Here is a 21,328-nt window from a genome sequence, read left to right on the forward strand (position 1 = left end):
GAGGAATTCTTTATATTAAAAATTAGCACATTGAACCCACTACCTATTGTACCATAGCCTACTCTTGATAAATTCAATTTAATCCAATTTTTGGATTTTTGAATTCAACTGAAAATTGTATTTTTAGCCGTCAAACAAACAAAAAATGGATTTAACGTTCAATCAACGAGAAGATAAAAACAAATTATTGGTTTCCGATTTGCGTCGGAAATTGGCTGAAGTCTATGTGGGTGGAGGTGAAAAAAGAATCAAAAAACACAAAGAAAAAGGAAAGTTAACTGCCAGAGAAAGAATCGATTATCTTTTGGACAAAGGAAAACCGAGCATAGAAATCGCCGCTTTTGCTGGATATGAAATGTACGAAGAAGATGGTGGCTGTCCTAGTGGTGGCGTTGTCGTCAAGATCGGTTATGTTTCTGGTAAACAATGTATAGTAGTCGCAAATGATGCAACGGTAAAAGCCGGAGCTTGGTTTCCGATTTCCGGTAAAAAGAACCTGAGAGCACAAGAAATTGCGATGGAAAATCGACTTCCGATAATTTATTTGGTGGACAGTGCAGGTGTTTATCTCCCTATGCAAGCTGAAATTTTTCCGGACAAAGAACATTTCGGACGGATTTTCCGAAACAATGCTATCATGAGTTCCATGGGCATCACCCAAATCGCTGCGGTGATGGGAAGTTGTGTGGCAGGTGGTGCTTATTTGCCGATTATGAGCGACGAAGCGATGATCGTAGACAAAACCGGATCCATATTTCTTGCCGGAAGTTATTTAGTAAAAGCCGCAATCGGAGAAGACATTGACAATGAAACACTTGGAGGTGCAACGACACATTGTGAAATTTCCGGAGTAACGGATTATAAAGCCAAAGATGATCAAGATGCGCTAGATCGCATCAAATCCATCATGGGTAAAATCGGTGATTATGAAAAAGCCGGATACAACCGTGAAAAACCGGCGAAACCGGCGCTGGACGAAAAAGAAATTTATGGAATATTGCCCGTTTCCAGGGCGGAACAATACGATATGTACGACATCATCAAGCGTTTGGTGGACAATTCCGAATTTGACGAATACAAAGGGGATTATGGAAAAACACTGATTTGTTGTTATGCAAGGATTGACGGCTGGGCAGTAGGTATCGTTGCCAATCAAAGAAAAATTGTCAAATCCAAAAAAGACGGAATGCAGTTTGGAGGTGTAATTTATTCGGATTCTGCCGATAAAGCAACAAGGTTTATTGCCAATTGTAACCAGAAAAAAATCCCATTGGTCTTTTTACAGGATGTCACCGGATTTATGGTCGGCTCCAAATCGGAGCATGGTGGCATCATCAAAGATGGCGCAAAAATGGTGAATGCTGTGGCGAATTCTGTCGTTCCAAAGTTTACAGTTGTAATCGGAAACTCCTATGGTGCAGGCAATTACGCCATGTGTGGGAAAGCTTATGATCCGCGGTTGATTTTCGCTTGGCCTTCAGCACAATTGGCGGTAATGGGAGGTGAACAAGCTGCAAAAGTGCTTTTACAAATCCAAGAGGCCACTTTAAAAGCAAAAGGAGAAATCATCGACGAAGCCAAAGAAAAAAAATTGCTCGAAGAAATTACCGAACGATACACCAAACAAACCAGTCCATTTTATGCGGCTGCAAGAATTTGGACCGATGCGATCATCGAACCGACGGATACAAGAAAATGGATTTCGATGGGAATCGAGGCAGCCAATCATGCTCCTATCGAAAAACCGTTTAATTTAGGTGTAATTCAGACTTAAAATGATTTAGAATAAAAAAATAAAAGCCGAAATCTGATTAGCATTTCGGCTTTTTTATTGTCCCATTCTTTTTCTCAATTTTCTATATTTGTGGTGCTTAAAACTTTTTCCCGATGAATGAAAATTCAGTTTGTGCCAATTGTGGATTTGATATTTCGTATAATTTTTGTCCCAATTGCGGACAGAAAAAATACAAAAGAATAGATGGTAAATACATCAAAGATGAGTTTCAATATTCGATTCTTCACACCAACAAAGGATTTTTCTATACGATGAAAAATTTGGTGAAAAATCCGGGGAAAACAGCAAGAACGTATATAGAAGGCAACAGAGTGAGGCATTATAAACCGATTCTTCTCGCTTTTGTTTTAAGCGGTATCACGACTTTTATTTCGTATAAAATTCTAAATATAGGTGATGTGATGGATGCTTATTATCAAGGACTTAGTGAAACCGAAGAAAAGAATGCTGTAATGAATTCGCTTAATTCTTTTTTGGCCAATTACATATCATTTATCATGATGCTCTCCATACCATTCTTTTCAGTTTTTAGTTTTTTGGTTTTCAGAAAGAAAGGATTAAATTATTATGAACATGTAGTCGCAAACGCTTTTCTGTATTCGTTTTGGGCCATCTGTAGTATATTCATTATTTATCCTTTGATGTACATTTTTAAAGATTCCTCGAAATTCATGATCACGCTCTCCTTTATATCGCTACCGCTTTTCATTCCTTTAGTCATTTGGTTTTATAAAAACCTATTTATGCAATTAAGTTGGAAGAAAATAATCATCAGAGTAATTTTGATTTCAATTTTGACTTCGATTTCCTATATGGTTTTCTCGATGATATTTGGCGTTTTGTATATGATTTTTTATCAAATCTCTCATGGGCGATGAGATGAAATTTGGATCATTTCCAAAATTCATCTTCCCAATCATCAACCAAAAGTTCTTGGTGCATTTTTTCTATGGCTTCCAATTCTTCTTCGGTTGCAACTTTCTGAATTTCACCAAATAAACTTCGTTCTTCAAAACGTATATGTTGCTCCAATTCCTCTTCAATCAGACTCAAAGAACGCTTGACATCTTCATTTTCCTCAAATAATCTTTCCAGTCTCCGATGCTCTTTTATCGCCCGTTTCTTTAATTTATCCTCATCAGACAGCAATGTAAACATGTATTTTTCCTCCGCCTCAAAATGAGGTTTCAAATGCGTTTGAAAAAACCAGTCCGTATATTTTTTCATCCGTTCAGCTTCGATTTCTCTGCGGAATCCTTCTCGTATTTTCCAACAGAGTAAAAGTCCGAAATGATGTTCCCGACTGAATTGTTGCAAAGCCGGATGGCGTTTTATGGGTTTTTTCTTTTCACTCATCTTTTTTGATTTAAAACTTCCTGTAAAACAATCGCATGGTTGATTTTTGGATCATGCGCCGCATATAATAAAGTAACGATTTTATTATCAGCAATTTGTCGGATTGCGTTCAATTCTTCTTCCTTATTTTCCAACTCTTTTTTGTATAATTTTGAAAATGCTTCAAATCGATCCGGTTGATGTCCAAACCACTTTCTAAGCTCTGTAGACGGTGCAATTGCTTTATTCCAATCATCCAATCGAGCGCGATCCTTAGAAATTCCTCTGGGCCATAACCGATCTACCAAAATCCTGTATCCATCCTCCGGTGAAACATCTTCATAAATTCGCTTTATCTGAATGCGTTTCATGCGAATTCAGCTTCGAGTTCTATGGCTTTTGGAAATAAAATGTTGTTTTCCAAATGGATATGTTGATGCAAATCCTCTTCAAATTCTTTGATCAAAGAAAAACTAACCCTGTACGTATTACAAGCATCATCCGGCGCCGTATATCGGTTACTTAAAGCACTGATTTTACGGAAATTCTCACCTTCATTGTCATGCTCTTGCATCATCATCGCAATCGGATTTTTTACCGTCCCGAAATGAGCTGGATCCAATTCTGTTTGAGATTGTTTGGCCGCAACCATTTTGCGGATGCGTGGAAATAAAACCAATTCTTCTTTTTTCATGTGCATAGACAATTCTCCTGCAGAATGAAGAAATAATTCCTGAATTTGTTCCAACTCAGGGTGTTTTCCACCATGAACTTTTACGATTTTTTCCAAATAAGGTTTGATCTCCGTAATTTTTGTTTCGACATAACGGTGGTGTTTTTTTTCAATATAATCTGCCAATAAATCCAAAGGCCAAGTTTTGAAATCAATCGAAGCTTCATTGGGCGTTTCCATTTTTGACTCCAATTCACTCAAAATCAATTTAATATCCAAATTCTTTGATTCACAAGCATCTTGAATCGTTCGGTTTCCATTGCAACAAAAATCGATGTCATATTTTTTGAAAATTTCTGAAGTGCGGTAATCTTTTGCAACCAAGTCTCCAATTATTGTCGTTTCTTTTGCATTCATCGCTCTAATTTTAAAAGTTTAATTCCTATCGTGATCAATAAAATCAATTTAATAATCTCTGCTCCTACATAATAAAAATGAAGCGGAGAAGAAGGTAAATCTACACCACTGATAATGGCGTCGGCCCGGCTGTTTAGCTCCGGAAGTATCCAAATAGTTTGGATGAATAAGATGAACAAAACACCATAAAACCAATAATTTTTATACAATTTAATTCTAATCAAACACAGGAAAAATATTATCGCTAAAAACCATTCGACTTTATTCAACGCTCCAAAAACCAATTTCCCAATTCCCAATCCGATGGGCAAACTCACTCCCGGCGCTTGAAATTTCAACCAAGCTTCCATGAAACTGATCGCTCCTATAAACCCAATCCAGACAAATACTGCAGCTGTGCTGATGTTCAAAGATGTTTTCATAACAGCGGGGTTTGTTGGGAATTTTTACGGAAATACTCGATTTTTAATAGAAACATTTCCGCCATGCGATTGCCTTGCCATTTGGCTAAATCTGCTTTTTGACCCAAATAAAGTTCATCTACGGTTGCAAAAAACAATTCCAACCAACGATCAAAATGTTCTTTTTCAATCGGCATTTTTAAATGTGGAACAAAAGGTCTTCCGCTATAGGTATGCTCTTCCAGCAAAACGGTTTGCCAAAATTTGTACATTTTCTCCAAATGCTCCGGCCATCTATCCTGAATGATGTCATTAAAAATCCCTCCGATCAATTCATCTTGGCGAACTTTTCCATAAAATGTGTCGACCAAAACTTTCACATCATCCAATTTTTCTATGTCTTTTCTTTCTTCCATTGCTATATTTTTACCGAATCAAAACCGATTCTCCGTTTTTTAAATTCATTGCCAAATCAAGGACTGAAGTTGTTTCCAACATGAATTTTAATTTATTTCGAATTTCAACAAAATGTCCATGTAACGGACATGGATTTTCTGCATCACAATTGTCCAAACCCAAACCGCATCCATCATACACCTTATCTCCATCTATGGCAAAAACAATCTCGCATAATTTGATTTCCGAAATGCGATGGTTCTCTATAAAAAAACCTCCAAAAGGACCGGTTTGGGATTTAACGATGTTGTGCTTAACCAACGTTCCTAAAATTTTGGCGGTAAAAGCGGTAGGTGAATCTGTGCTTTCAGCAATTTCACCCACTTTGATCCGCCTTCCCTCCAATGACTGTGTGAGAATGTAGACCACGGCTTTGATTCCATATTCGCATGACTTAGAGAACATCCGTTTGTTTTCTACAAAATTAAGGATAATTCTATTTAAGACAAATTTATCTTAAATAAAAATAGATGATTTTCAGCAGGTTAAAAACCTGATATCCCTTGTTCAAATTACAAATAGATTTTATAAGAATTTTGTCATGATTTTTGATTGTTTCACATCAAAAATACACACCCAAATAATCAAATCACCTATTAAAAAGCTTACCAATATTTAACTCTACGTAGCTTTTTGTTCAGATAAAAAATTAATAAACAATGAATTAAGCTAAACTTCTATAGTATTTTACGGATTTTATAACTTACTTTCTAGTTTCGATTAAAAGCATTCGATGAAACACTTTGATTAAAAATAGTTTGAAATAAATAGTTTAAATCCTTTGAAAAAGTCCAATTTTCCACATAAGATTTATTGATCCGAACTTTTTCCGGCCAAAGCACCTCATCATTATAGCGCTGTGGATTTTCTACTTGATTTAAAATTTCCTCTTCATTTTGAAAGGCGATTTGTGCAGGACCTGTGATGCCTGGTTTTACTGTGAGGATGATACGATTTTCATCTTTTAATTGATCTGCATAGCCGGGGACGTCGGGCCGAGGGCCTACAAAACTCATTTGACCGAGGAGAATATTGAAAATTTGGGGGGTTTCATCCAATTTAGAGTTACGTAGAAATTGACCGAACCATGTGATTTTATGGGTCTTTTCTGTCGTGATATCCACTTCATGCTTCCCTTTCATCGATCTGATTTTGAATATTTTGAAGAATTCTGCATTTTTCCCTACCCTGATTTGGGAAAATAATCCAAATTGCCCGGTGTCAAGCGTAGCAATTAAAATTAGAATAAAAACAATGGGCAATAAAACCGGAAGCAGCAAAATCGCTAAAGCATAGTCTAACAAAGCTTTAACCTTCATTATTTGCGGTTCATATACTTTTTTAAACTAAAAATTCGTTTCACTTTCCCTACGATGCTTGGATCATAATTGGCATCTTCTTCAAAGTAACCATAACCGTAGCCATAGCCATAGCCATAGCCATAACCGTAGCCATAGCCGTAACCATAACTTCCTTTTATTTGGAAATCGTTCAGTATGATTCCTATATTGGACACTTCTTCTTCATCGTATTTATCGGAAATTCCTTTGAGCAAACCTCTGTAAGTATAGTCAAAACGGGTTACATACAGGGTTGCATCTGCAAAACGCATCAAATCATAGGCATCAGCCACCAAAACGACCGGTGGCGTATCGAGCACGATAAAATCATATTGGGTTTTGAGTTCAGCAATCAGATTATCCAATGTTTCTGAGAGTAAAAGTTCAGATGGATTGGGTGGAATGGGGCCTCCGGTAATAATGTCCAGCGATTCTACTCTCGTTTTTTGAATGACTTCTTCAAGCGAGGAATTACCTGCAAGATAATTGGACAATCCTTTTTTATTGGTCAACCCAAATTCGTCAAAAATTTTCGGTTTACGCAAATCCATTCCGATCAAAATCGTCTTTTTACCGCTAGAAGCAAGGGCTGCAGACATATTCATCGACACAAATGTTTTCCCTTCTCCTCCGATGGATGAAGTGATAAGCAAGGTTTTATTGTCCGATTGGCCGCCTTTTTTAAATAGAAATTGCAAATTACTTCTGACAGCTCTAAAAGATTCTGAAATACCCGATTTTGGTCTTTCCAGCACCACCAAGGGAAGGTCGTCTGAATTGTTCCCGATGGTTCCGAGAAACGGAATAGAAGTAACTTTCACTACATCCGGGATTCCTTTTATTTTGGTATCAAGTACTTCACGGACCAATAGAAATAAGGTTGGTAAAACCAAAGCTGCTAAAACCGCAATCATCATATTGGTTCTTTTATCTGGTGAAATGGGTCCTTGATTCAAAAATTTGGCTTTATCGATTGGCGTAACGTCAGACACGTTTGAGGCGATGGTCAATTCCGCTTGACTGTACCGGGTTAATAATTGGTTATAAAGCGCATCATTTACCGCATAGCCTCTTGAAGCATCAAAAAACTGTTTCTCTTTTTCGGGCAATTGATATGCTTTGCTGTCGTATTCGGCCAATTTCTTATTGATCACACCCAATTCTTGGTTGATTTTATTTCGACTTGTACTGACCAAATGTTGGATATTGGATTTGGTTTCACCAATTCGATTATCTAGCTCTTGGATTTCCCTAGATTCAGGTTTATACAACAAACGCAGATTTTCACGCTCCAATTCCATAGAGCGCAATTTGGCAACTTCTGCCCCAAAATTCCCTTCACTCAAACCAACGATTTGTAAATCGATCATTCCTTGTGAACCGGCTTGATAAACGCTGTTACTTACTGAATTTAAGGCATTTATCTTTTCCTGATATTCGATTTTTTGTTTTTCCAGTGCTTTTACATTGGCCAAAATTTCTCCTTTTTCACCTCCGAAATCATAGATTTTTTCTCTTTTTTGGAGATTTTGGAATTCTGTAGAAGCGCTGTCGACTTTTTGTTTGACGATTCCTATTTGTTCCCCTATATAGGCCAATGTATTTTTTGCGATCAGGTTTTTTTCTTCCAATTCGGTTTCTCGAAGCAATTCTAAAGAATTGTTCACGATCTCAATGGCTTCTTGTTGCGAATAAGCCGTTTTGGAAAAACGGATGATGGAGCTTCCTTTTGACATCGGTGCGACCGAAATATTGCTTTTCACTCTTGCCGTTGCAGCATCCAAATTGGTCAATACAAATGAATATTTGTCCTCGGGATTAAAGTTGATTTTTCCTTTTGAGATTTTAAATCGGAAATGTTCACTTGTGATCCATTGATCAAAATTGGCTTTTTCCGGTAAACTAACTTTTACATTTTTGGAAATATTCTGGTCTTTTGCATAATTGTATAAATGATTAGAAGTCGGCGAAGTGATGGGAACGATAGAAAATGAATTTTCATTTAATTTTTTGATTTCCAACTCTACACCAAGGATTTGGTTGTGCGTGGTATCTACCTCAACAATAAATGGTGAAATATTTTTATGTGTATTGGACTTTTTAAAAGTTCCCTCCTCTTTATAGGCGATGTAAGCGCCGATTTTTTTTGCGACTTCAAAAGAATGTGTTCTGGATTGTAAAACTCGCGTCAAGATATCAATTTTCCCTCCGGTTCCACCCCAAATGAAGTTGATGGAATTGCTCCCGAAATCTGTATTTCCGGAAGATTTTGTCGAAACATGAAAGGTAGTTTCCGCCTGATAAACTCTATCTAGATAATAGTTATTGATATAAATAGCGAGAAAAACGGCAAAAATGACACTGAATAAATACAAAGCCCAGTTTCGAAGAATACGCGGGATGAATCGGTCGATTTCAAAGAACATCGCAGCGTTTTTCTTTTGGTTTTTATCAGAATTTTTAGGTTGATTTGTTTGCATGGTCTTAAAAACGAAATTCTTATAAATTTTTAAAGAAGAAATAAATCCCAATGATAGCAGCAATACCACCAAAAATAGTTGTGATGGTTTGAATTGGGTTGATTCCTATACCCCATTGTTTCTGTCTTCTCGGATTGATGATGATCACATCGTTGGGTTGTAACCAAAAGTACTCCGAATTCATCACAGATTCTTTTGTGATGTCCACCACGGCTCTCTGCGTTCCTTCCGGTGTAGTCCTTAGAATCTGAATATGATTCCGGTCTGCTACCGGCGTCAAATTTCCGGCCATCGCAAAGGCTTCGATCAAATTAAAATCGTATTGCTGAACAAAATAATTTCCGGAAGCGGCCTCCCCAATGATTGTAAAATTAATCCCCGGCATATTGACTTCGATATATGCCGCAGATGGTTCATAAATTTTATAAAATTCGGATTCTACTGCTTCTCTGGCCTCATCCATCGTTTTTCCTTCTAAATGGATTTTACCGATTCTCGGCAATTCTATGTTCCCATCTTCCTGAACCCGAACAGATTTTCCGCCTAAACTATTTGTTCCACCTGCAGATGTATTGGTAAAATCTCTTAATTCTTGTAAACTTATTCCATCACGAGTTGAAACCCGTATGTTGATCATGTCGTTTGCCTGAATGTGGTACTCCGGACGATTGAACGCAATCATTCCATTTTCATTCAATTTCAATTGTTCATCGGGTTGTATGTATTTTACATCTTTCAGCGGGATACAAGAGGTCATCACCACTAAAAAGCACAATAAAATGAGTTGTATTTTGGTTGGTCTCAAGGGCATAAATTTAGTTGTCAAATATACTATTTTTCAAGTTATAGGGTTTGTTCTCTTTTTTTGATTTTGTTCCGATTGATTCCTTCTCCAATTACCAATGGCAAATAGGACAAAATCAGTGCAGCAAGCGTTAAAGCAAGCAACATCAAGGTGATATTGGCATGACGGATCAAATAAGCAAATGCGATCAATAGAACATTTGAAATACAAATAATTACAGCAGTTTGTACATGGGAAAATCCTAATCGCAATACCCGATGATGGATGTGGCTTTGGTCTGCTGAAAACGGTGACTTTCTTTTCATCAGTCTGATGATGATCACACTCAAAGTATCAATCAATGGCACAATCAAAATTGCAATCGCCACAACCGGAGCACTTTTGATCATCACATACGGCATGGAAGACAAGTCGATGAATTTGATGGCCATAAAAGCAATCAGATAACCTACGACCATGGAACCGGTATCACCCATGAAAATTTTGTATTGGTCCGACATATTGAAATACAAAAAAGCCAATAATGCTCCTAAAACCGAAATCGCCAGAAAGCCCATCGAATATTCGTACAATCGGAAAAATATAAACACAAAACAAAGCGAAATCAATATCCCGACTCCACTTGCCAGACCATCTATTCCATCAATCAAATTATATGAATTGATGATCAAAACGATGATGAAAGTCGTGAAAATTACACTGACCAAATAAGGCAAATCAAAGATGCCAAACAATCCAAAAAAGCTATGAATCCGCACATCTGAGCCTACGACGATCATCAATGCACTTATGATTTGGGCGACCAACTTTTTCCGTGGTGCCACAACGAGCAAATCATCCATTAACCCTATGAAAAACAATAAAACCAGTGCTGCTGAGAAAAAATGAACTTCAAATAGCATTTCCGGACTGAAAATTCCGGTAACGACGGTAATTGCAAAATAAATAGCAACTCCTCCCAATCTTGGTACTTTCCGAATGTGTGAACTTCTCACACCAGGAACATCCATCAATTGTTTTCGATAAGAAACACGGATGATTTTGGGGATGGCAATAAAGGTCAGTAAAAAGGAAATCGAAAAAGATAATATGACTTTTAGATAAAGCGACGAATACCCAAGGAAATTAGCGATTACCTCTAAATTTAAGTTTTTCATACTTTTTCATTCCGTTCAGCGCCCAATTGAGCGTATAATAAGTTGATTGAAGCAAAGATAAATTTAAAAATTTAGAATAAACGGCAAATTGCTTGCGAAGTATTCTAAACTTATTTCGGGAATAAGAAGTTTTTCTGATTCTATAAATCGCCAATGGTTCTTTGATCGCTCGGGCTTCCGGTATTTTTTTGAGGATTTCGATCCACATCGCATAGTCCTCTCGCATGTCCACCTCCGGAATCCTAATTTTTCCGATTCTCGCTGAATCATACATGGCAGTCAACATGGGAATAGGACAATTGTATAGAATTCGATTAAACGTAATATGATCTTCTGCTATAAAATCTTCCAGCAAAGGTTTCAATTCCTCATCATGTCTTTTATAAGATGCATAGACCAATTCTTCTTTGTTTTCTACAAGAAATCGATGTGCCGTTTCCAGAAAATTTGGCGACCAAACATCATCACTGTCCAAAAAAGTCACGTACCGACCTTTCGCATTTTCAATTCCTCGATTTCTCGCTTCGGCAGCTCCTGAATTTGTTTCCAATTGGATCAAATGAATCCTCGGATCATGAAATGCATTGATCAATTCAACTGAACGGTCAGATGACTGGTCATCTACGACCCACCATTCCCAGTTGGTAAATGTCTGATTGAGTACCGATTGAATGGTTTCAGAAATGTACTTTTCCGAATTATAACATGGCGTAATGATAGAAATTTCCGGTTTCAAAGGTCAAAGGTTTATCTGGATAAAAAGCCATAAGGCACCCAAGTATTTAATGAAGAAGTATAGTTTCCAAATCCGGAACGGCTTCCCCAATTATTGTAAAAATTGATGTATAGTAATAAGGTATATGTCGTAAATGCAATATAGACGATGTTTTTATATAATTTATTGTCTTGCAGCGCTTTCACCATCCTTGGGACCACAAATATGATGTAAACGGTAAAGAAACCGGGCAATCTCGCCGCAAAAATACCATTCCCAAAAAAGAAATAAATCACAACCCCAAACAAATAAATATTTCGGAAATAAATGAACAATGGATCATTTTCCGTGACCGATTTATTGAAAACCACAATGGCCAATACAGTCAAAATCTTTACGATATCTCCCAAAACACCACCATCTGAAGATAATTCATTTGCATAATCATTGTAAGTTTCGGCCACACCAAACGGCATGAATTGCATGATCCCATCTATGGCGCCACTTAAACCCGTGACATTTGCCAGTACTGCAGCAACTACTAACAATACGATGGTCAAACTATTGAACTTAATTTTCACAATCCAATAGGCCAATAAAAACGCCAACACAGCCTTATGAAACAAAAATGCTAACACGAAACACATGAAAAACTTCCAAAATTTCCGCTCGATGATAAATGGAATGGAAAAAAACATGATGGCATTGGCCAAACCTTGACGTACATGCACATGTTCCTCAAACAAATAAGTCGGAATAAAATACATCAACAGCGACATGAATGCATATCCACCGTATTTGTAAATGATGCCGGATTTTAACCAAAGTGCGATGATCGCAATGATCAGTGTAAAGGAAGCATATCCGAGACCTATCGTATTGACCAATTTGTTTAAAACGACATAGCCCATTTCCATATCGACCATCTCTGAAAAAATTGGCAATTCAGCCCAACTGCTTTGCGCAATTCCCTCAAAAGCATTCCAGTAAGCCACCCAATCCGGACTGATTCCATAAGCCAATCCCGCCGCTCCCATCATCAAAATCACGATCATATTGAACCATCTCCGGTTCGCATCTTCGTCTTTTCTGACCTGATAAATGGTCGAACCAAGCAATAAAATCACTATGAGATTGTATATAAAACTCATCTTATATCAATTGAATTAACTTATGGTGAATCAAACCCAAAGCATAATAAATTTGCTTATTCATTGGCAAAGAAAACAAATAATTTGCTGTGAATCTTTTATATCGGATGATTTTTAATTTCGAAATCCCATATTTCTCCAATTGCCTATCCAATTCAACTATCATTTCTTTTTTCAATTGCTTATCTCGAACAAAAGCAACATAAGCCAAAAACGAATAATAACCCTGAAAAATAAAAAAACGTTCAAATTCTTCTTCAAACTCAGAGTAACGACTTTCATCAAATGCTTCTTTGACGCTTTCTATCGCCAGAAACATATCCAGCCCCTTTCGCGTATGCGTTTTCGTAATGGAATCCTGTCTTTCCAAATATTTGTAAAAAGGAGAATTGATTTTTGCGATGAATTTTGCTTCCAAAACCAATTTTGGAATCAACTCAATGTCCTCAAAATGAATTCCTTTCCTAAATCTATGCTTTTCAAATAATTCTTTTCTGAACAATTTATTACAAGCAAAACAGGCCATTTCTCCAAATATCCGAAAATCTTTCTCCAACTCTATCCGCTCAGGCAACTGCGGTGATTGTGGCATACCACGAAATACTTCGCCACGTTCATTGACCTTTTCCAAATCGCAAATTGAAATTTCTGCCCCATGTTCCATCGCCTTTTCATACAGCATTTCAAACATTTCTTCCGAAACGCTATCATCGCTGTCCACAAAACCGATGAAATCTCCCGAAGCCCTTTCTATCCCATAATTCCGGGCATCACTCAGTCCGCCATTTGGTTTTTCATACGCTTTGATATTTGGATATTTTCTAGCAAATTCTTCTATGATTTTCTGTGAACCATCTGTAGAACCATCATTGACCACGATGATTTCCAATTCCTTCAATGTTTGATGAACCAAAGAATCCAAACATTTCTCCAAATATTCGGCTGTATTGTAAACCGGTACGATGACAGATACTTTCATAAATTGCCCAATATTTGGTTGTACTTTTCTAAAATGATCTCTTTTGAGAATCTCGAGATGATGCTATTTTGAATCAATTCTGCTTCTTTTTCCTTTTCTACCAAATCAGAAATCCGCTCTGCAAATCCTTTTACATCATGAATTGAATGAATTTCACCATTGATTCCCGACTGGATGATTTCGTTGATTCCGCCTGGACAATCATTTGCCAAAGCATAGGTTCCACAAACGCCCGCTTCCAACAAAACATTTGGAAAACCCTCATAACGAGAAGAAAGTACAAACAAAACTGCCTGATGCAAATACGGATAAGGATTTTGTTTCAAACCTAAAAATGCTACATTTTCAAGTCCTAATACTTCTTTTTGCTCCGCCAACTTTTCACGATCACGGCCATCGCCTATGATCCATAATTTGATCGGTTGGTCTTTTAATTCTGCAAAAACATTTAACAACAAATCAAATCCTTTTCGTTCCGTCAAGTTTCCAATTGCTACCACATTTATAAATTCGTCTGAAAACAATTCCTCATCCGAAATCATTTGATTTTGAACAAATTGAACATCAACCGGATTATTGATTTTTACAATTTTTTTCGGTTGGATTTTTAAATTTTGAATCAAATCATTCATCATATCATCGGACTGAGCGATGATTCGGTGAAAATTATTGTAAAAACGGTAAAAGAATTTTATCTCCCGCCGTTTCACATGCTCCGAAACCACATTGGTTTCTCTTGCTACGAATTTCGTTTTTCGAAAAAACGGAATCACCGGCGACAAAAACGCACTCACCTCTCCCCAACCGCCAAAAACGATTTCCGGTTTATCTTTTCGGATCAATTGGATGACTTTAAAAATCGCATAACGAATTCTTGCAATCTTCAAATCGATCACTTTCACATCCGGTTTCAACAATTCCAACGGCATTCCTTCTTGACTAAACAAAACCAAGGTCGGTGTAAATTTCGTTCGGTCCAAATCATTGCAAAGCGTAAAAATGACACGCTCCGCTCCGCCAAATGTCAGTCCGGGCAATAAAAAATATATTTTTTTTGGACGATTCAAATTATTCAAATCACTAATTACTATTCACTAATTTCTTCAAAATCACTTCACTCCTTTTGTCAAATAATTCCACAAATACCCCCAAATCGTCGGATGATACCAAATTTGACTCTCCAATTTAGGTTCGATTTTTTGAATCGAATTTTTCTCCACATCCTCAATTGCCTTTTGCATCAGCGGAATTCCCGCAGCAGTTTGATAATAAGGATAAGTTGTAAAATTATCGTTCTTTTCCGGTTGAATCCTAGCTTGATACAAAATTCCGCCCGTATCGACACCTTTGTCCACCAAATGAACCGTTACGCCTGCGTTCTCCAAGTCCCTGTTAACCAACGCCCAATATCCGCCGTGAATGCCTCTATACCTCGGCGTTATGCCTTCATGTGTGTTGAGAAAAACCGCATTTACAGCAGTGAGAACTTTCTTTGAAACAATCCTACAACCATTTACTATTACCACATCTGGATTTATTTTTTGTAGAACATCAATGGATTCTTTTGAATTCACACTCGCAACATCGATTAATTTTTCTGTTGGAATTTCATTTTGATTCAAACCCAATTTTGCAATCACTTTTGTTTTCTGTTTTTTAGAAGAATTTCGAAGAATCGGCAACACCAGAATTCCAAATCCGATTTGCCCAATCACATTTATCCAACCCAATTTTTTCGCCCGATTTTTCATGATCGTTTTCATCGGAACCGGCGTTTCTCTTAAGACCAAATCAATATCCAAATCAGCCGCTAATCCATGGTACATGAACCTTGACGAAACTGCCGGACCGGTTAACATGACGATTTTAAGACTCATATTTCTCTTTAAAAAGTTCTACAACCTCACGCATATTCGCACTTTGCATATCGTATTTCAAATTCAAATTTTGATAATGTCTCAGAATTTCTTCCAACATCTCAAAATTGATTTCTTGATTGATTCCTATGTCATGCGGATGAAACCAAAGATGAAAGATTTTGCCTTTTTTGGCTGCATGATACATTTGATTTTTAATTCTTCTCAATTTTAAAAAATCAAATTTTGACTCCGATTTTTTATAAGGTCGCAACCATCGACTTGCTCGGATAGCATACAAATTCCCTTTATTGATTTCATCTAAATTTTGACAATGCTGATCACCCAAACAAATAAAATAATCCAAATACCGAACGGCTCGTTTCAGAATTCCTTCTTCCGCGCCTCGCGCTGCAGCATGAAACCAAGCTTTTTCTGTTTCTCTGTAAATTGAAATTCCATTTTCAGATAGGATTTTTAAATAATCCGGATTGATTTGATGGCGAGGAAATACAAAAGATTTCAACTCGATTTCATTGGCTTTCGCAATTTTTACTGCAGCTTGTAAATCAGCTTCAAATTCTTCATTGGTTTGTCCCGGCTCCAATCCATAATAATGCGAAAACGTATGCGTTCCGATTTCGTGACACGCATCTGACTTTACCATTTCGATTAATTTTTTACCGAAATAATAACGAGAATCGTTTAGATTTGAATCAGAAATATATCCGTTATATGGTGAGAGATTTTGATCCAAATAATTGGGTTTCAAATCAGGTAGGAATGAATTTAATTCGTCTAAATTCCTTGAAAACATAGCTCCAACAGTCGCAAAAGTCGCATGAATATCATATTTCTCAAATAACTTTAACATCTTCGGAATCACTTCCCAAACGCCCAAAACATTTTGTCCATATCCTTTAAAACTGTATTTGTCGCGGATGCCCCAAAACAATTCAAAATCAAGCGAAATCACAAAAAGTCCTTGCCGACTCATACGCGATTGTTTATGTAGCCTTCTATCGCTGTTTCGTTTTTCATCATACGTGCGGGATTGCCAACTACGATGGAATCATCCTCCACATCTGTTGTGACATAGGCATTGGGCGCTATCAAAACATTGTTTCCTATTTTAATTCCGCCAACTATAACAGCATTGGTTCCGATCCAAACATTATCTCCGATTTCCGGAACACCTTCTTTTCCGCCGCGATTGGTCTGACCGATGGTTACACCGTGCGCCAAATTGCAATTCTTTCCGATTTTTGCTTTTGGATTTACGACTACCGTTCCCCAATGTCCGAGATACAATCCACCTCCGATTTCGGTTTTATAGGAAATTTGGAATCCATATAAAACTTGGTAGCGACGCAACATCACCCGATAAAAAATTCCAATTGGACTTTTGGAAGATGTGTTTTGGGATTTCCTCAAATAATACAAAAACAACAATCCTGGATCTGAAAAAACATCCCAAAAATGCACTTTTTTGTATTTTCCGTTTTTGCGGAAATAATCTTGTTGAAGTAAAGTTGGCATTATAAAAGATCTAAAATTTCTTCTATTTTCTTAACCGAATTGGACAAAGAAAATGGATGTGTAAAATTAAGGATTTTGTTTTGATAGGTTGTTGCCAATTCAGGGTCGGTCAACATTCTTTTCATCCCATCATAAATTCCTTGTTCCGAATTCTCTACAATCAAACCCAATTCGCCATCGTTTAACATCTCACGAACTCCCGAAACATCAGTCGCCACAATCGGTTTATTTAAAGTCAAGGCTTCATACAAAACAGTTGGAAAACCTTCATATCGAGAAGAAAGCACAAAATAATCGGCCGATTTTATATAAGGATAAGGATTATCTGTAAAACCAAGCATGGTTGCTGTTTCATCTACTTCTAATTCGGTTTTCAATCTTTTCACATTTTCGAAATCATATCCGTCTCCGAGAATCAAAATCCGATGTGCAAACCCTTCTTCCAATAATTTTTTATGTACTTTTAATAAGCGATCAAATCCTTTTTGCGGAAAAACGGTTCCTACGGAAATGAACAATGGATGGAAGTTGGAAGAGGGAAGATGGAGGGGAATTTTTGATTTTTCTAAAATTTCATGGGTATCCAAAGGATTGTAAATCCGGACGATTCTTTTTCGTTCGTCTTCGGTTCGGGCTTGGTTTTCAAAATCCTTTTGGATGTGTTCGGAAATGACCATGATTTTGTCGAATCCAAAGAATTTCCGGATTTCAGCATCGGTATAATCGTGAAATTCCGTTTTCCGCAAATCATTATGTATCCAAACGATTTTTTTGGAGGTTTTCTGTGGTGAATTTAAAATATCATCCCGCATTCCATGAATCGCCGCAAATTCAATATCGTATTTTTTTCCTTTTAAAATAAACCGATACAAAAGAGAAGGAAAAGTTCTAAGTATTTTTTGAAAAATCACCCGATAAGCCTTTTGTGGTATATCCTGAAAGCGATTTGTGGTGATCATTTCACCATGATTTAGATAATAAATATTGATCCAATCCGGTATTTCTTTCAGGTATTTTCCCGAGTACAAATTCAACAATAAATCGATTTCATATTTCTCCGGTGAAATGTTTTGTAGAAAAGTTGTCAGCACTTTTTCCGCTCCGCCATGACGGAGGGAACCGATACGGATAAGTATTTTTTTCTTTTTCATTTGAATTTTAATTGAGTATAGATCCATGAAAAAGGATAAACTAAACAAGACAAAAATTGAAATTGATTCAATCCTCGGTTGATTTCAACTAAACTTTTCTTATTAACGATCGCGTACATTTGATAACCAATCAAATTCCGGATTAGTGTTTTAGGATATTTATACAAATCCTTTCCATAACTATTTAAAAAAGATTGATGACCCAACATTAATCCGTATCGGTTTTTTCCGCTCCAGCGCGTGTTGGAAACGGAAGCTGCATCGTTTTCGTCTTTGTGATAAGTTCGGATGATTTTATTGATAAATCTCGTTTTCAATCCTTTTGCGTCGTAGGTATTAAAAAAAACACTTTGCGGAATGTAAATTCCTTTTGGAAGAGAATGATCGTCAAATTGATTCAATTCATTCAAATAAGATTTCGTAAAAAACACACCATTTTTATCACCTCTCACCTTGTATTTGTACCGCATCTCAAAAATGCTTCCATCAAATTCCATAGGATATTTATCGCCTACTACATTTCCCTTTTCATCACCCGAAAGCCCCATTACGGAAATAAAATCCTCTTGATTTTCTATTTTTTCAGCTTCGCCAATTAAGATTTCAAAGGCATCGTTGGGATAGGAATCATCCGAATCCAAAATGATAAAATAAGGCGTTTGGACTTTTTTAATTCCGTTAAAAACGGTGTGAAATTTATGCTGGTTTTCGTTATAGAAATAATCAATTTCAAACGGAGAAGATTGCTGAAATCTCGCCACCAACTCTTTTGTGCCATCTGAAGATCCATCATCCATGATGATCCATTTAAAAGTTTGGGCCGTTTGAGTTTTTAAGGAATCAAATGCACGTTGCAACGTATGTGCCCGGTTAAAAGTTGGTGTGACTACTGTTAATTTCAAATCCTTCATTTTTTTAAGGCAAATTGGTTTTCAAAAACTGCTGTGACTTGATTATAAATTTTTTGGGCATCAAATTTCTCTTTGGCTTTTTCTGTTCCTTTTATTATGCTTTCTACCAATTGCGGTTCGATTAAAAATCGTTTCATCGCCTCATAAATTTTCTCTTCATCAAAATTAACCAAAATTCCATCCACTTCATTTTCAATCATTTCTGATATTCCGCCAACATTTGTGCTGATGATCGGTTTGCCCAATCCCATCGCTTCACCGATGATCAAAGGATAGGATTCAGATCGCGAAGGCAAAATAAAAAAATCAGCCGCTTTCATGTATGCATAAGGATTCTTTTTTGTGTCCAACAATAAAAATGTTTTTTCCACGCCCAATTCCTTCGTTTGGTTTGTCAAATTCTCCATTTCATTTCCACCACCGATTACCGCAATGGAATGCTGCAATCCTTCATCCAACAATCGTTTATGAATCCGTATCAGCGTATCATATCCTTTGCGGAAATGGAGTCGTCCGACCGATGAAAAAACCGGATGAACATCATAATTCACTTCCATCAATTCGGCTTTTGTTCTGGCTTCATCGATGTTGATGACGTTATAAATCACTGAACTTTTCGGGTATTTCACTTGATACAAATCATCGATGATTTGTCTGGTTTGAGCCGACCCAAAGATCATCCAATCAAATTTTTTCATCAGATTGATGCGCTTCATCACTCGATTTTGATCTTTATCATAACTCACATCCGTATGAAACCAACCGATTTTTCTTGATTTTTTGTTCGGCGAATTCAACACCCATTCAAATTCGGTATAACCCGGAGCGACTTCTATATCAAAATCTTCTTTCAATTTCCGATTGTATAAAATCGATGGAAATTTTTCATAAAAAGACAATTTCAATCGCCTTAAAACCAATTGAATTTTTTGAATCAATGGATTTTTTGAGAAATCTTCTTTTCCGCTGGCAATCGTTACCAGCCTTATGTTTTTTGGGATTTCGCTTCGGAGTTCACCTTGAAATAAATTCAACAATAAAGTGATTTCGAATTTTTCTTTTGGTAAATTTTCCAATAGATCCAATACGACTCTCGGAACGCCGCCCATTTCGAGCGAACGCAGTCGAAAAAGAACTTTTATTTTGGGTGGGTTGGCCATTTTATTCTATTTCGGCGCCTAAATTACGATATTGTTCTTTAAACTTATCGGCCCATTTTTTCCATTCTGAATATTGGGCATCCGGATGATTAGCTTTTTCTAAAAACGATTGAATGTATTGATCCGAAAAATCTTTCGGGTAATTTTCCATCGCATCGAACTCACCTTCCAACCAAGCTTCGTTTAAAATATGATTAATCACAAAGACATCTAACTGAAAGCCATACTTGTGAAATGTATTGGTAGCTGAAGATTTATAGGTTGTTTTGATAATTTCATCTTTAAAATAAGCGATAAAGTTTTTAGATTTATTTTTTTTATAAAAACCTATGGCATTTTTTATCTGTTGCTTTTCGTTTACACTGGAATTTAAATTTTCCCAGGTTTTCAACCAATATTCTTTTCGGTGAATCCCTGAAGAAATACTGATAAACAAATAATATTTATAGAATTCTGATGGTGAAATCATTTTTAGTTTCTTCAAAATTGTATAAACTCTAAACTTATCGGCAAATAACCAATCGATGATGGTTGAGTTGAGACTGAACAATTTAACTTTACGCCTCAAAAAACTCTCATGAATCTTCACTAATTTTTTACTATCAAGCGACATACTATTCCACCCTAATTTCAATAGAAAAATTTGCATATTTTCCATCTCATTACAAACTTCTTCTATGTTAATTGGAGCTGTAAACCAAACATCGTCTTCGATAACCAATACATATTCAGTTGAATTTTTCACTGCTTCATACCAATCTCTGGAAGGTATAATGCCGGAAACTTTATCTTGATTTTGGATCTGAAGTGATTTTTCGGTGTATTTTTCAGTTTGAATAATTTCTATACCCGAATGTTTCTTTTGAATTAGCTCGAGGTATTTTTCAGGTGTCCCATCATCAATAATTTTTATATGAAACTTTCCCGAAACGTTCTTTTGGATGCTTCTAAGACATCTGTCCAAATAGTGGGGACGATTAAACGATTTGATAAGGATAGTCACCATA

23 protein-coding genes are annotated in these 21,328 nt (G+C 36.6%); 2 read left to right on the forward strand and 21 right to left on the reverse strand.

Going from position 1 to position 21,328, the window contains the following annotated elements:
* Window positions 1-145 precede the first annotated feature (145 nt).
* On the forward strand, window positions 146-1,774 hold the full coding sequence (locus HU137_RS01155) for an acyl-CoA carboxylase subunit beta (protein WP_182041974.1): 1,629 nt from the start codon (window positions 146-148) through the stop codon (window positions 1,772-1,774).
* 113 nt (window positions 1,775-1,887) lie between these two features.
* Window positions 1,888-2,673, forward strand: a complete 786-nt coding sequence (locus tag HU137_RS01160) for a DUF3667 domain-containing protein (RefSeq protein ID WP_182041975.1) — start codon at window positions 1,888-1,890, stop codon at window positions 2,671-2,673.
* Between the two features lie 13 nt (window positions 2,674-2,686).
* Here HU137_RS01160 and HU137_RS01165 read toward each other — a convergent pair whose 3' ends face one another.
* The 21 genes from HU137_RS01165 to HU137_RS01265 form a co-directional block, all read right to left on the reverse strand.
* Entirely contained in the window at window positions 2,687-3,151 is a 465-nt protein-coding gene (locus tag HU137_RS01165) for a hemerythrin domain-containing protein (RefSeq protein WP_182041976.1), read from the reverse strand.
* Window positions 3,148-3,501 (reverse strand): DUF488 domain-containing protein, encoded by a 354-nt coding sequence (locus tag HU137_RS01170; RefSeq protein ID WP_182041977.1) that lies wholly within the window; start codon window positions 3,499-3,501, stop codon window positions 3,148-3,150. Before HU137_RS01170 ends, HU137_RS01165 begins: the two co-directional genes overlap by 4 nt.
* Window positions 3,498-4,220 carry an iron-sulfur cluster repair di-iron protein gene (gene ric / locus HU137_RS01175; RefSeq protein ID WP_182041978.1) on the reverse strand — a complete coding sequence of 241 codons (723 nt, stop codon included), beginning with the start codon at window positions 4,218-4,220 and terminating at the stop codon, window positions 3,498-3,500. Before ric ends, HU137_RS01170 begins: the two co-directional genes overlap by 4 nt.
* Window positions 4,217-4,642, reverse strand: a complete 426-nt coding sequence (locus HU137_RS01180; RefSeq protein WP_182041979.1) for a hypothetical protein — start codon at window positions 4,640-4,642, stop codon at window positions 4,217-4,219. Before HU137_RS01180 ends, ric begins: the two co-directional genes overlap by 4 nt.
* Window positions 4,639-5,037 carry a group III truncated hemoglobin gene (locus tag HU137_RS01185; RefSeq protein WP_182041980.1) on the reverse strand — a complete coding sequence of 133 codons (399 nt, stop codon included), beginning with the start codon at window positions 5,035-5,037 and terminating at the stop codon, window positions 4,639-4,641. The genes HU137_RS01180 and HU137_RS01185 overlap by 4 nt, the downstream gene beginning before the upstream one ends.
* 10 nt (window positions 5,038-5,047) lie before the next feature.
* The gene (locus HU137_RS01190; protein ID WP_182041981.1) at window positions 5,048-5,482 is read right to left on the reverse strand and encodes an RrF2 family transcriptional regulator; all 435 of its coding nucleotides are present in this window, start codon (window positions 5,480-5,482) and stop codon (window positions 5,048-5,050) included.
* A gap of 305 nt (window positions 5,483-5,787) precedes the next feature.
* On the reverse strand, window positions 5,788-6,396 hold the full coding sequence (locus tag HU137_RS01195; protein ID WP_182041982.1) for a sugar transferase: 609 nt from the start codon (window positions 6,394-6,396) through the stop codon (window positions 5,788-5,790).
* Window positions 6,396-8,897, reverse strand: a complete 2,502-nt coding sequence (locus tag HU137_RS01200; RefSeq protein WP_182041983.1) for an exopolysaccharide transport family protein — start codon at window positions 8,895-8,897, stop codon at window positions 6,396-6,398. The genes HU137_RS01195 and HU137_RS01200 overlap by 1 nt, the downstream gene beginning before the upstream one ends.
* A 19-nt stretch (window positions 8,898-8,916) precedes the next feature.
* Window positions 8,917-9,702: a polysaccharide biosynthesis/export family protein gene (locus tag HU137_RS01205; RefSeq protein ID WP_246361463.1), complete on the reverse strand. Its 786-nt coding sequence runs from the start codon at window positions 9,700-9,702 to the stop codon at window positions 8,917-8,919.
* Between the two features lie 38 nt (window positions 9,703-9,740).
* The gene (locus HU137_RS01210; protein ID WP_182041985.1) at window positions 9,741-10,859 is read right to left on the reverse strand and encodes a glycosyltransferase family 4 protein; all 1,119 of its coding nucleotides are present in this window, start codon (window positions 10,857-10,859) and stop codon (window positions 9,741-9,743) included.
* Window positions 10,828-11,595 (reverse strand): glycosyltransferase family 2 protein, encoded by a 768-nt coding sequence (locus HU137_RS01215; protein ID WP_182041986.1) that lies wholly within the window; start codon window positions 11,593-11,595, stop codon window positions 10,828-10,830. The genes HU137_RS01210 and HU137_RS01215 overlap by 32 nt, the downstream gene beginning before the upstream one ends.
* An 11-nt stretch (window positions 11,596-11,606) precedes the next feature.
* Entirely contained in the window at window positions 11,607-12,725 is a 1,119-nt protein-coding gene (locus HU137_RS01220) for an EpsG family protein (RefSeq protein WP_182041987.1), read from the reverse strand.
* A gap of 1 nt (window position 12,726) precedes the next feature.
* Complete coding sequence (locus HU137_RS01225) at window positions 12,727-13,704, reverse strand: glycosyltransferase family 2 protein (RefSeq protein ID WP_182041988.1); 978 nt, start codon at window positions 13,702-13,704, stop codon at window positions 12,727-12,729.
* A complete protein-coding gene (locus HU137_RS01230; RefSeq protein WP_182041989.1) occupies window positions 13,701-14,771 on the reverse strand; it encodes a glycosyltransferase in 1,071 nt (356 codons plus the stop codon). Before HU137_RS01230 ends, HU137_RS01225 begins: the two co-directional genes overlap by 4 nt.
* Window positions 14,772-14,813: 42 nt before the next feature.
* Complete coding sequence (locus HU137_RS01235; protein ID WP_182041990.1) at window positions 14,814-15,581, reverse strand: formyl transferase; 768 nt, start codon at window positions 15,579-15,581, stop codon at window positions 14,814-14,816.
* The gene (locus HU137_RS01240) at window positions 15,571-16,557 is read right to left on the reverse strand and encodes a polysaccharide deacetylase family protein (RefSeq protein ID WP_182041991.1); all 987 of its coding nucleotides are present in this window, start codon (window positions 16,555-16,557) and stop codon (window positions 15,571-15,573) included. Before HU137_RS01240 ends, HU137_RS01235 begins: the two co-directional genes overlap by 11 nt.
* The gene (locus HU137_RS01245; RefSeq protein WP_182041992.1) at window positions 16,554-17,099 is read right to left on the reverse strand and encodes a serine acetyltransferase; all 546 of its coding nucleotides are present in this window, start codon (window positions 17,097-17,099) and stop codon (window positions 16,554-16,556) included. Before HU137_RS01245 ends, HU137_RS01240 begins: the two co-directional genes overlap by 4 nt.
* Complete coding sequence (locus tag HU137_RS01250; RefSeq protein WP_182041993.1) at window positions 17,099-18,250, reverse strand: glycosyltransferase; 1,152 nt, start codon at window positions 18,248-18,250, stop codon at window positions 17,099-17,101. The genes HU137_RS01245 and HU137_RS01250 overlap by 1 nt, the downstream gene beginning before the upstream one ends.
* The gene (locus HU137_RS01255; protein ID WP_182041994.1) at window positions 18,247-19,161 is read right to left on the reverse strand and encodes a glycosyltransferase family A protein; all 915 of its coding nucleotides are present in this window, start codon (window positions 19,159-19,161) and stop codon (window positions 18,247-18,249) included. Before HU137_RS01255 ends, HU137_RS01250 begins: the two co-directional genes overlap by 4 nt.
* Window positions 19,158-20,321, reverse strand: coding sequence for a glycosyltransferase (locus HU137_RS01260; protein ID WP_246361464.1), 1,164 nt, complete (start codon window positions 20,319-20,321; stop codon window positions 19,158-19,160). The genes HU137_RS01255 and HU137_RS01260 overlap by 4 nt, the downstream gene beginning before the upstream one ends.
* 1 nt (window position 20,322) lies before the next feature.
* Window positions 20,323-21,327, reverse strand: a complete 1,005-nt coding sequence (locus tag HU137_RS01265) for a glycosyltransferase family 2 protein (RefSeq protein WP_182041995.1) — start codon at window positions 21,325-21,327, stop codon at window positions 20,323-20,325.
* Window position 21,328 lies beyond the last annotated feature (1 nt).

Source organism: Moheibacter lacus, from assembly GCF_014042165.1.
Taxonomy (GTDB): Bacteria; Bacteroidota; Bacteroidia; order Flavobacteriales; family Weeksellaceae; genus Moheibacter; species Moheibacter lacus.

Bases quoted from the DNA above. Each gene is read 5' to 3' on its own strand.
- HU137_RS01155 (WP_182041974.1), top strand. From the start codon at position 146: ATGGATTTAACGTTCAATCAACGAGAAGATAAAAACAAATTATTGGTT.
- HU137_RS01160 (WP_182041975.1), top strand. From the start codon at position 1,888: ATGAATGAAAATTCAGTTTGTGCCAATTGTGGATTTGATATTTCGTAT.
- HU137_RS01165 (WP_182041976.1), bottom strand. From the start codon at position 3,151: ATGAGTGAAAAGAAAAAACCCATAAAACGCCATCCGGCTTTGCAACAA.
- HU137_RS01170 (WP_182041977.1), bottom strand. From the start codon at position 3,501: ATGAAACGCATTCAGATAAAGCGAATTTATGAAGATGTTTCACCGGAG.
- ric (WP_182041978.1), bottom strand. From the start codon at position 4,220: ATGAATGCAAAAGAAACGACAATAATTGGAGACTTGGTTGCAAAAGAT.
- HU137_RS01180 (WP_182041979.1), bottom strand. From the start codon at position 4,642: ATGAAAACATCTTTGAACATCAGCACAGCTGCAGTATTTGTCTGGATT.
- HU137_RS01185 (WP_182041980.1), bottom strand. From the start codon at position 5,037: ATGGAAGAAAGAAAAGACATAGAAAAATTGGATGATGTGAAAGTTTTG.
- HU137_RS01190 (WP_182041981.1), bottom strand. From the start codon at position 5,482: ATGTTCTCTAAGTCATGCGAATATGGAATCAAAGCCGTGGTCTACATT.
- HU137_RS01195 (WP_182041982.1), bottom strand. From the start codon at position 6,396: ATGAAGGTTAAAGCTTTGTTAGACTATGCTTTAGCGATTTTGCTGCTT.
- HU137_RS01200 (WP_182041983.1), bottom strand. From the start codon at position 8,897: ATGCAAACAAATCAACCTAAAAATTCTGATAAAAACCAAAAGAAAAAC.
- HU137_RS01210 (WP_182041985.1), bottom strand. From the start codon at position 10,859: ATGAAAAACTTAAATTTAGAGGTAATCGCTAATTTCCTTGGGTATTCG.
- HU137_RS01220 (WP_182041987.1), bottom strand. From the start codon at position 12,725: ATGAGTTTTATATACAATCTCATAGTGATTTTATTGCTTGGTTCGACC.
- HU137_RS01225 (WP_182041988.1), bottom strand. From the start codon at position 13,704: ATGAAAGTATCTGTCATCGTACCGGTTTACAATACAGCCGAATATTTG.
- HU137_RS01235 (WP_182041990.1), bottom strand. From the start codon at position 15,581: ATGAGTCTTAAAATCGTCATGTTAACCGGTCCGGCAGTTTCGTCAAGG.
- HU137_RS01240 (WP_182041991.1), bottom strand. From the start codon at position 16,557: ATGAGTCGGCAAGGACTTTTTGTGATTTCGCTTGATTTTGAATTGTTT.
- HU137_RS01245 (WP_182041992.1), bottom strand. From the start codon at position 17,099: ATGCCAACTTTACTTCAACAAGATTATTTCCGCAAAAACGGAAAATAC.
- HU137_RS01250 (WP_182041993.1), bottom strand. From the start codon at position 18,250: ATGAAAAAGAAAAAAATACTTATCCGTATCGGTTCCCTCCGTCATGGC.
- HU137_RS01255 (WP_182041994.1), bottom strand. From the start codon at position 19,161: ATGAAGGATTTGAAATTAACAGTAGTCACACCAACTTTTAACCGGGCA.
- HU137_RS01260 (WP_246361464.1), bottom strand. From the start codon at position 20,321: ATGGCCAACCCACCCAAAATAAAAGTTCTTTTTCGACTGCGTTCGCTC.
- HU137_RS01265 (WP_182041995.1), bottom strand. From the start codon at position 21,327: ATGGTGACTATCCTTATCAAATCGTTTAATCGTCCCCACTATTTGGAC.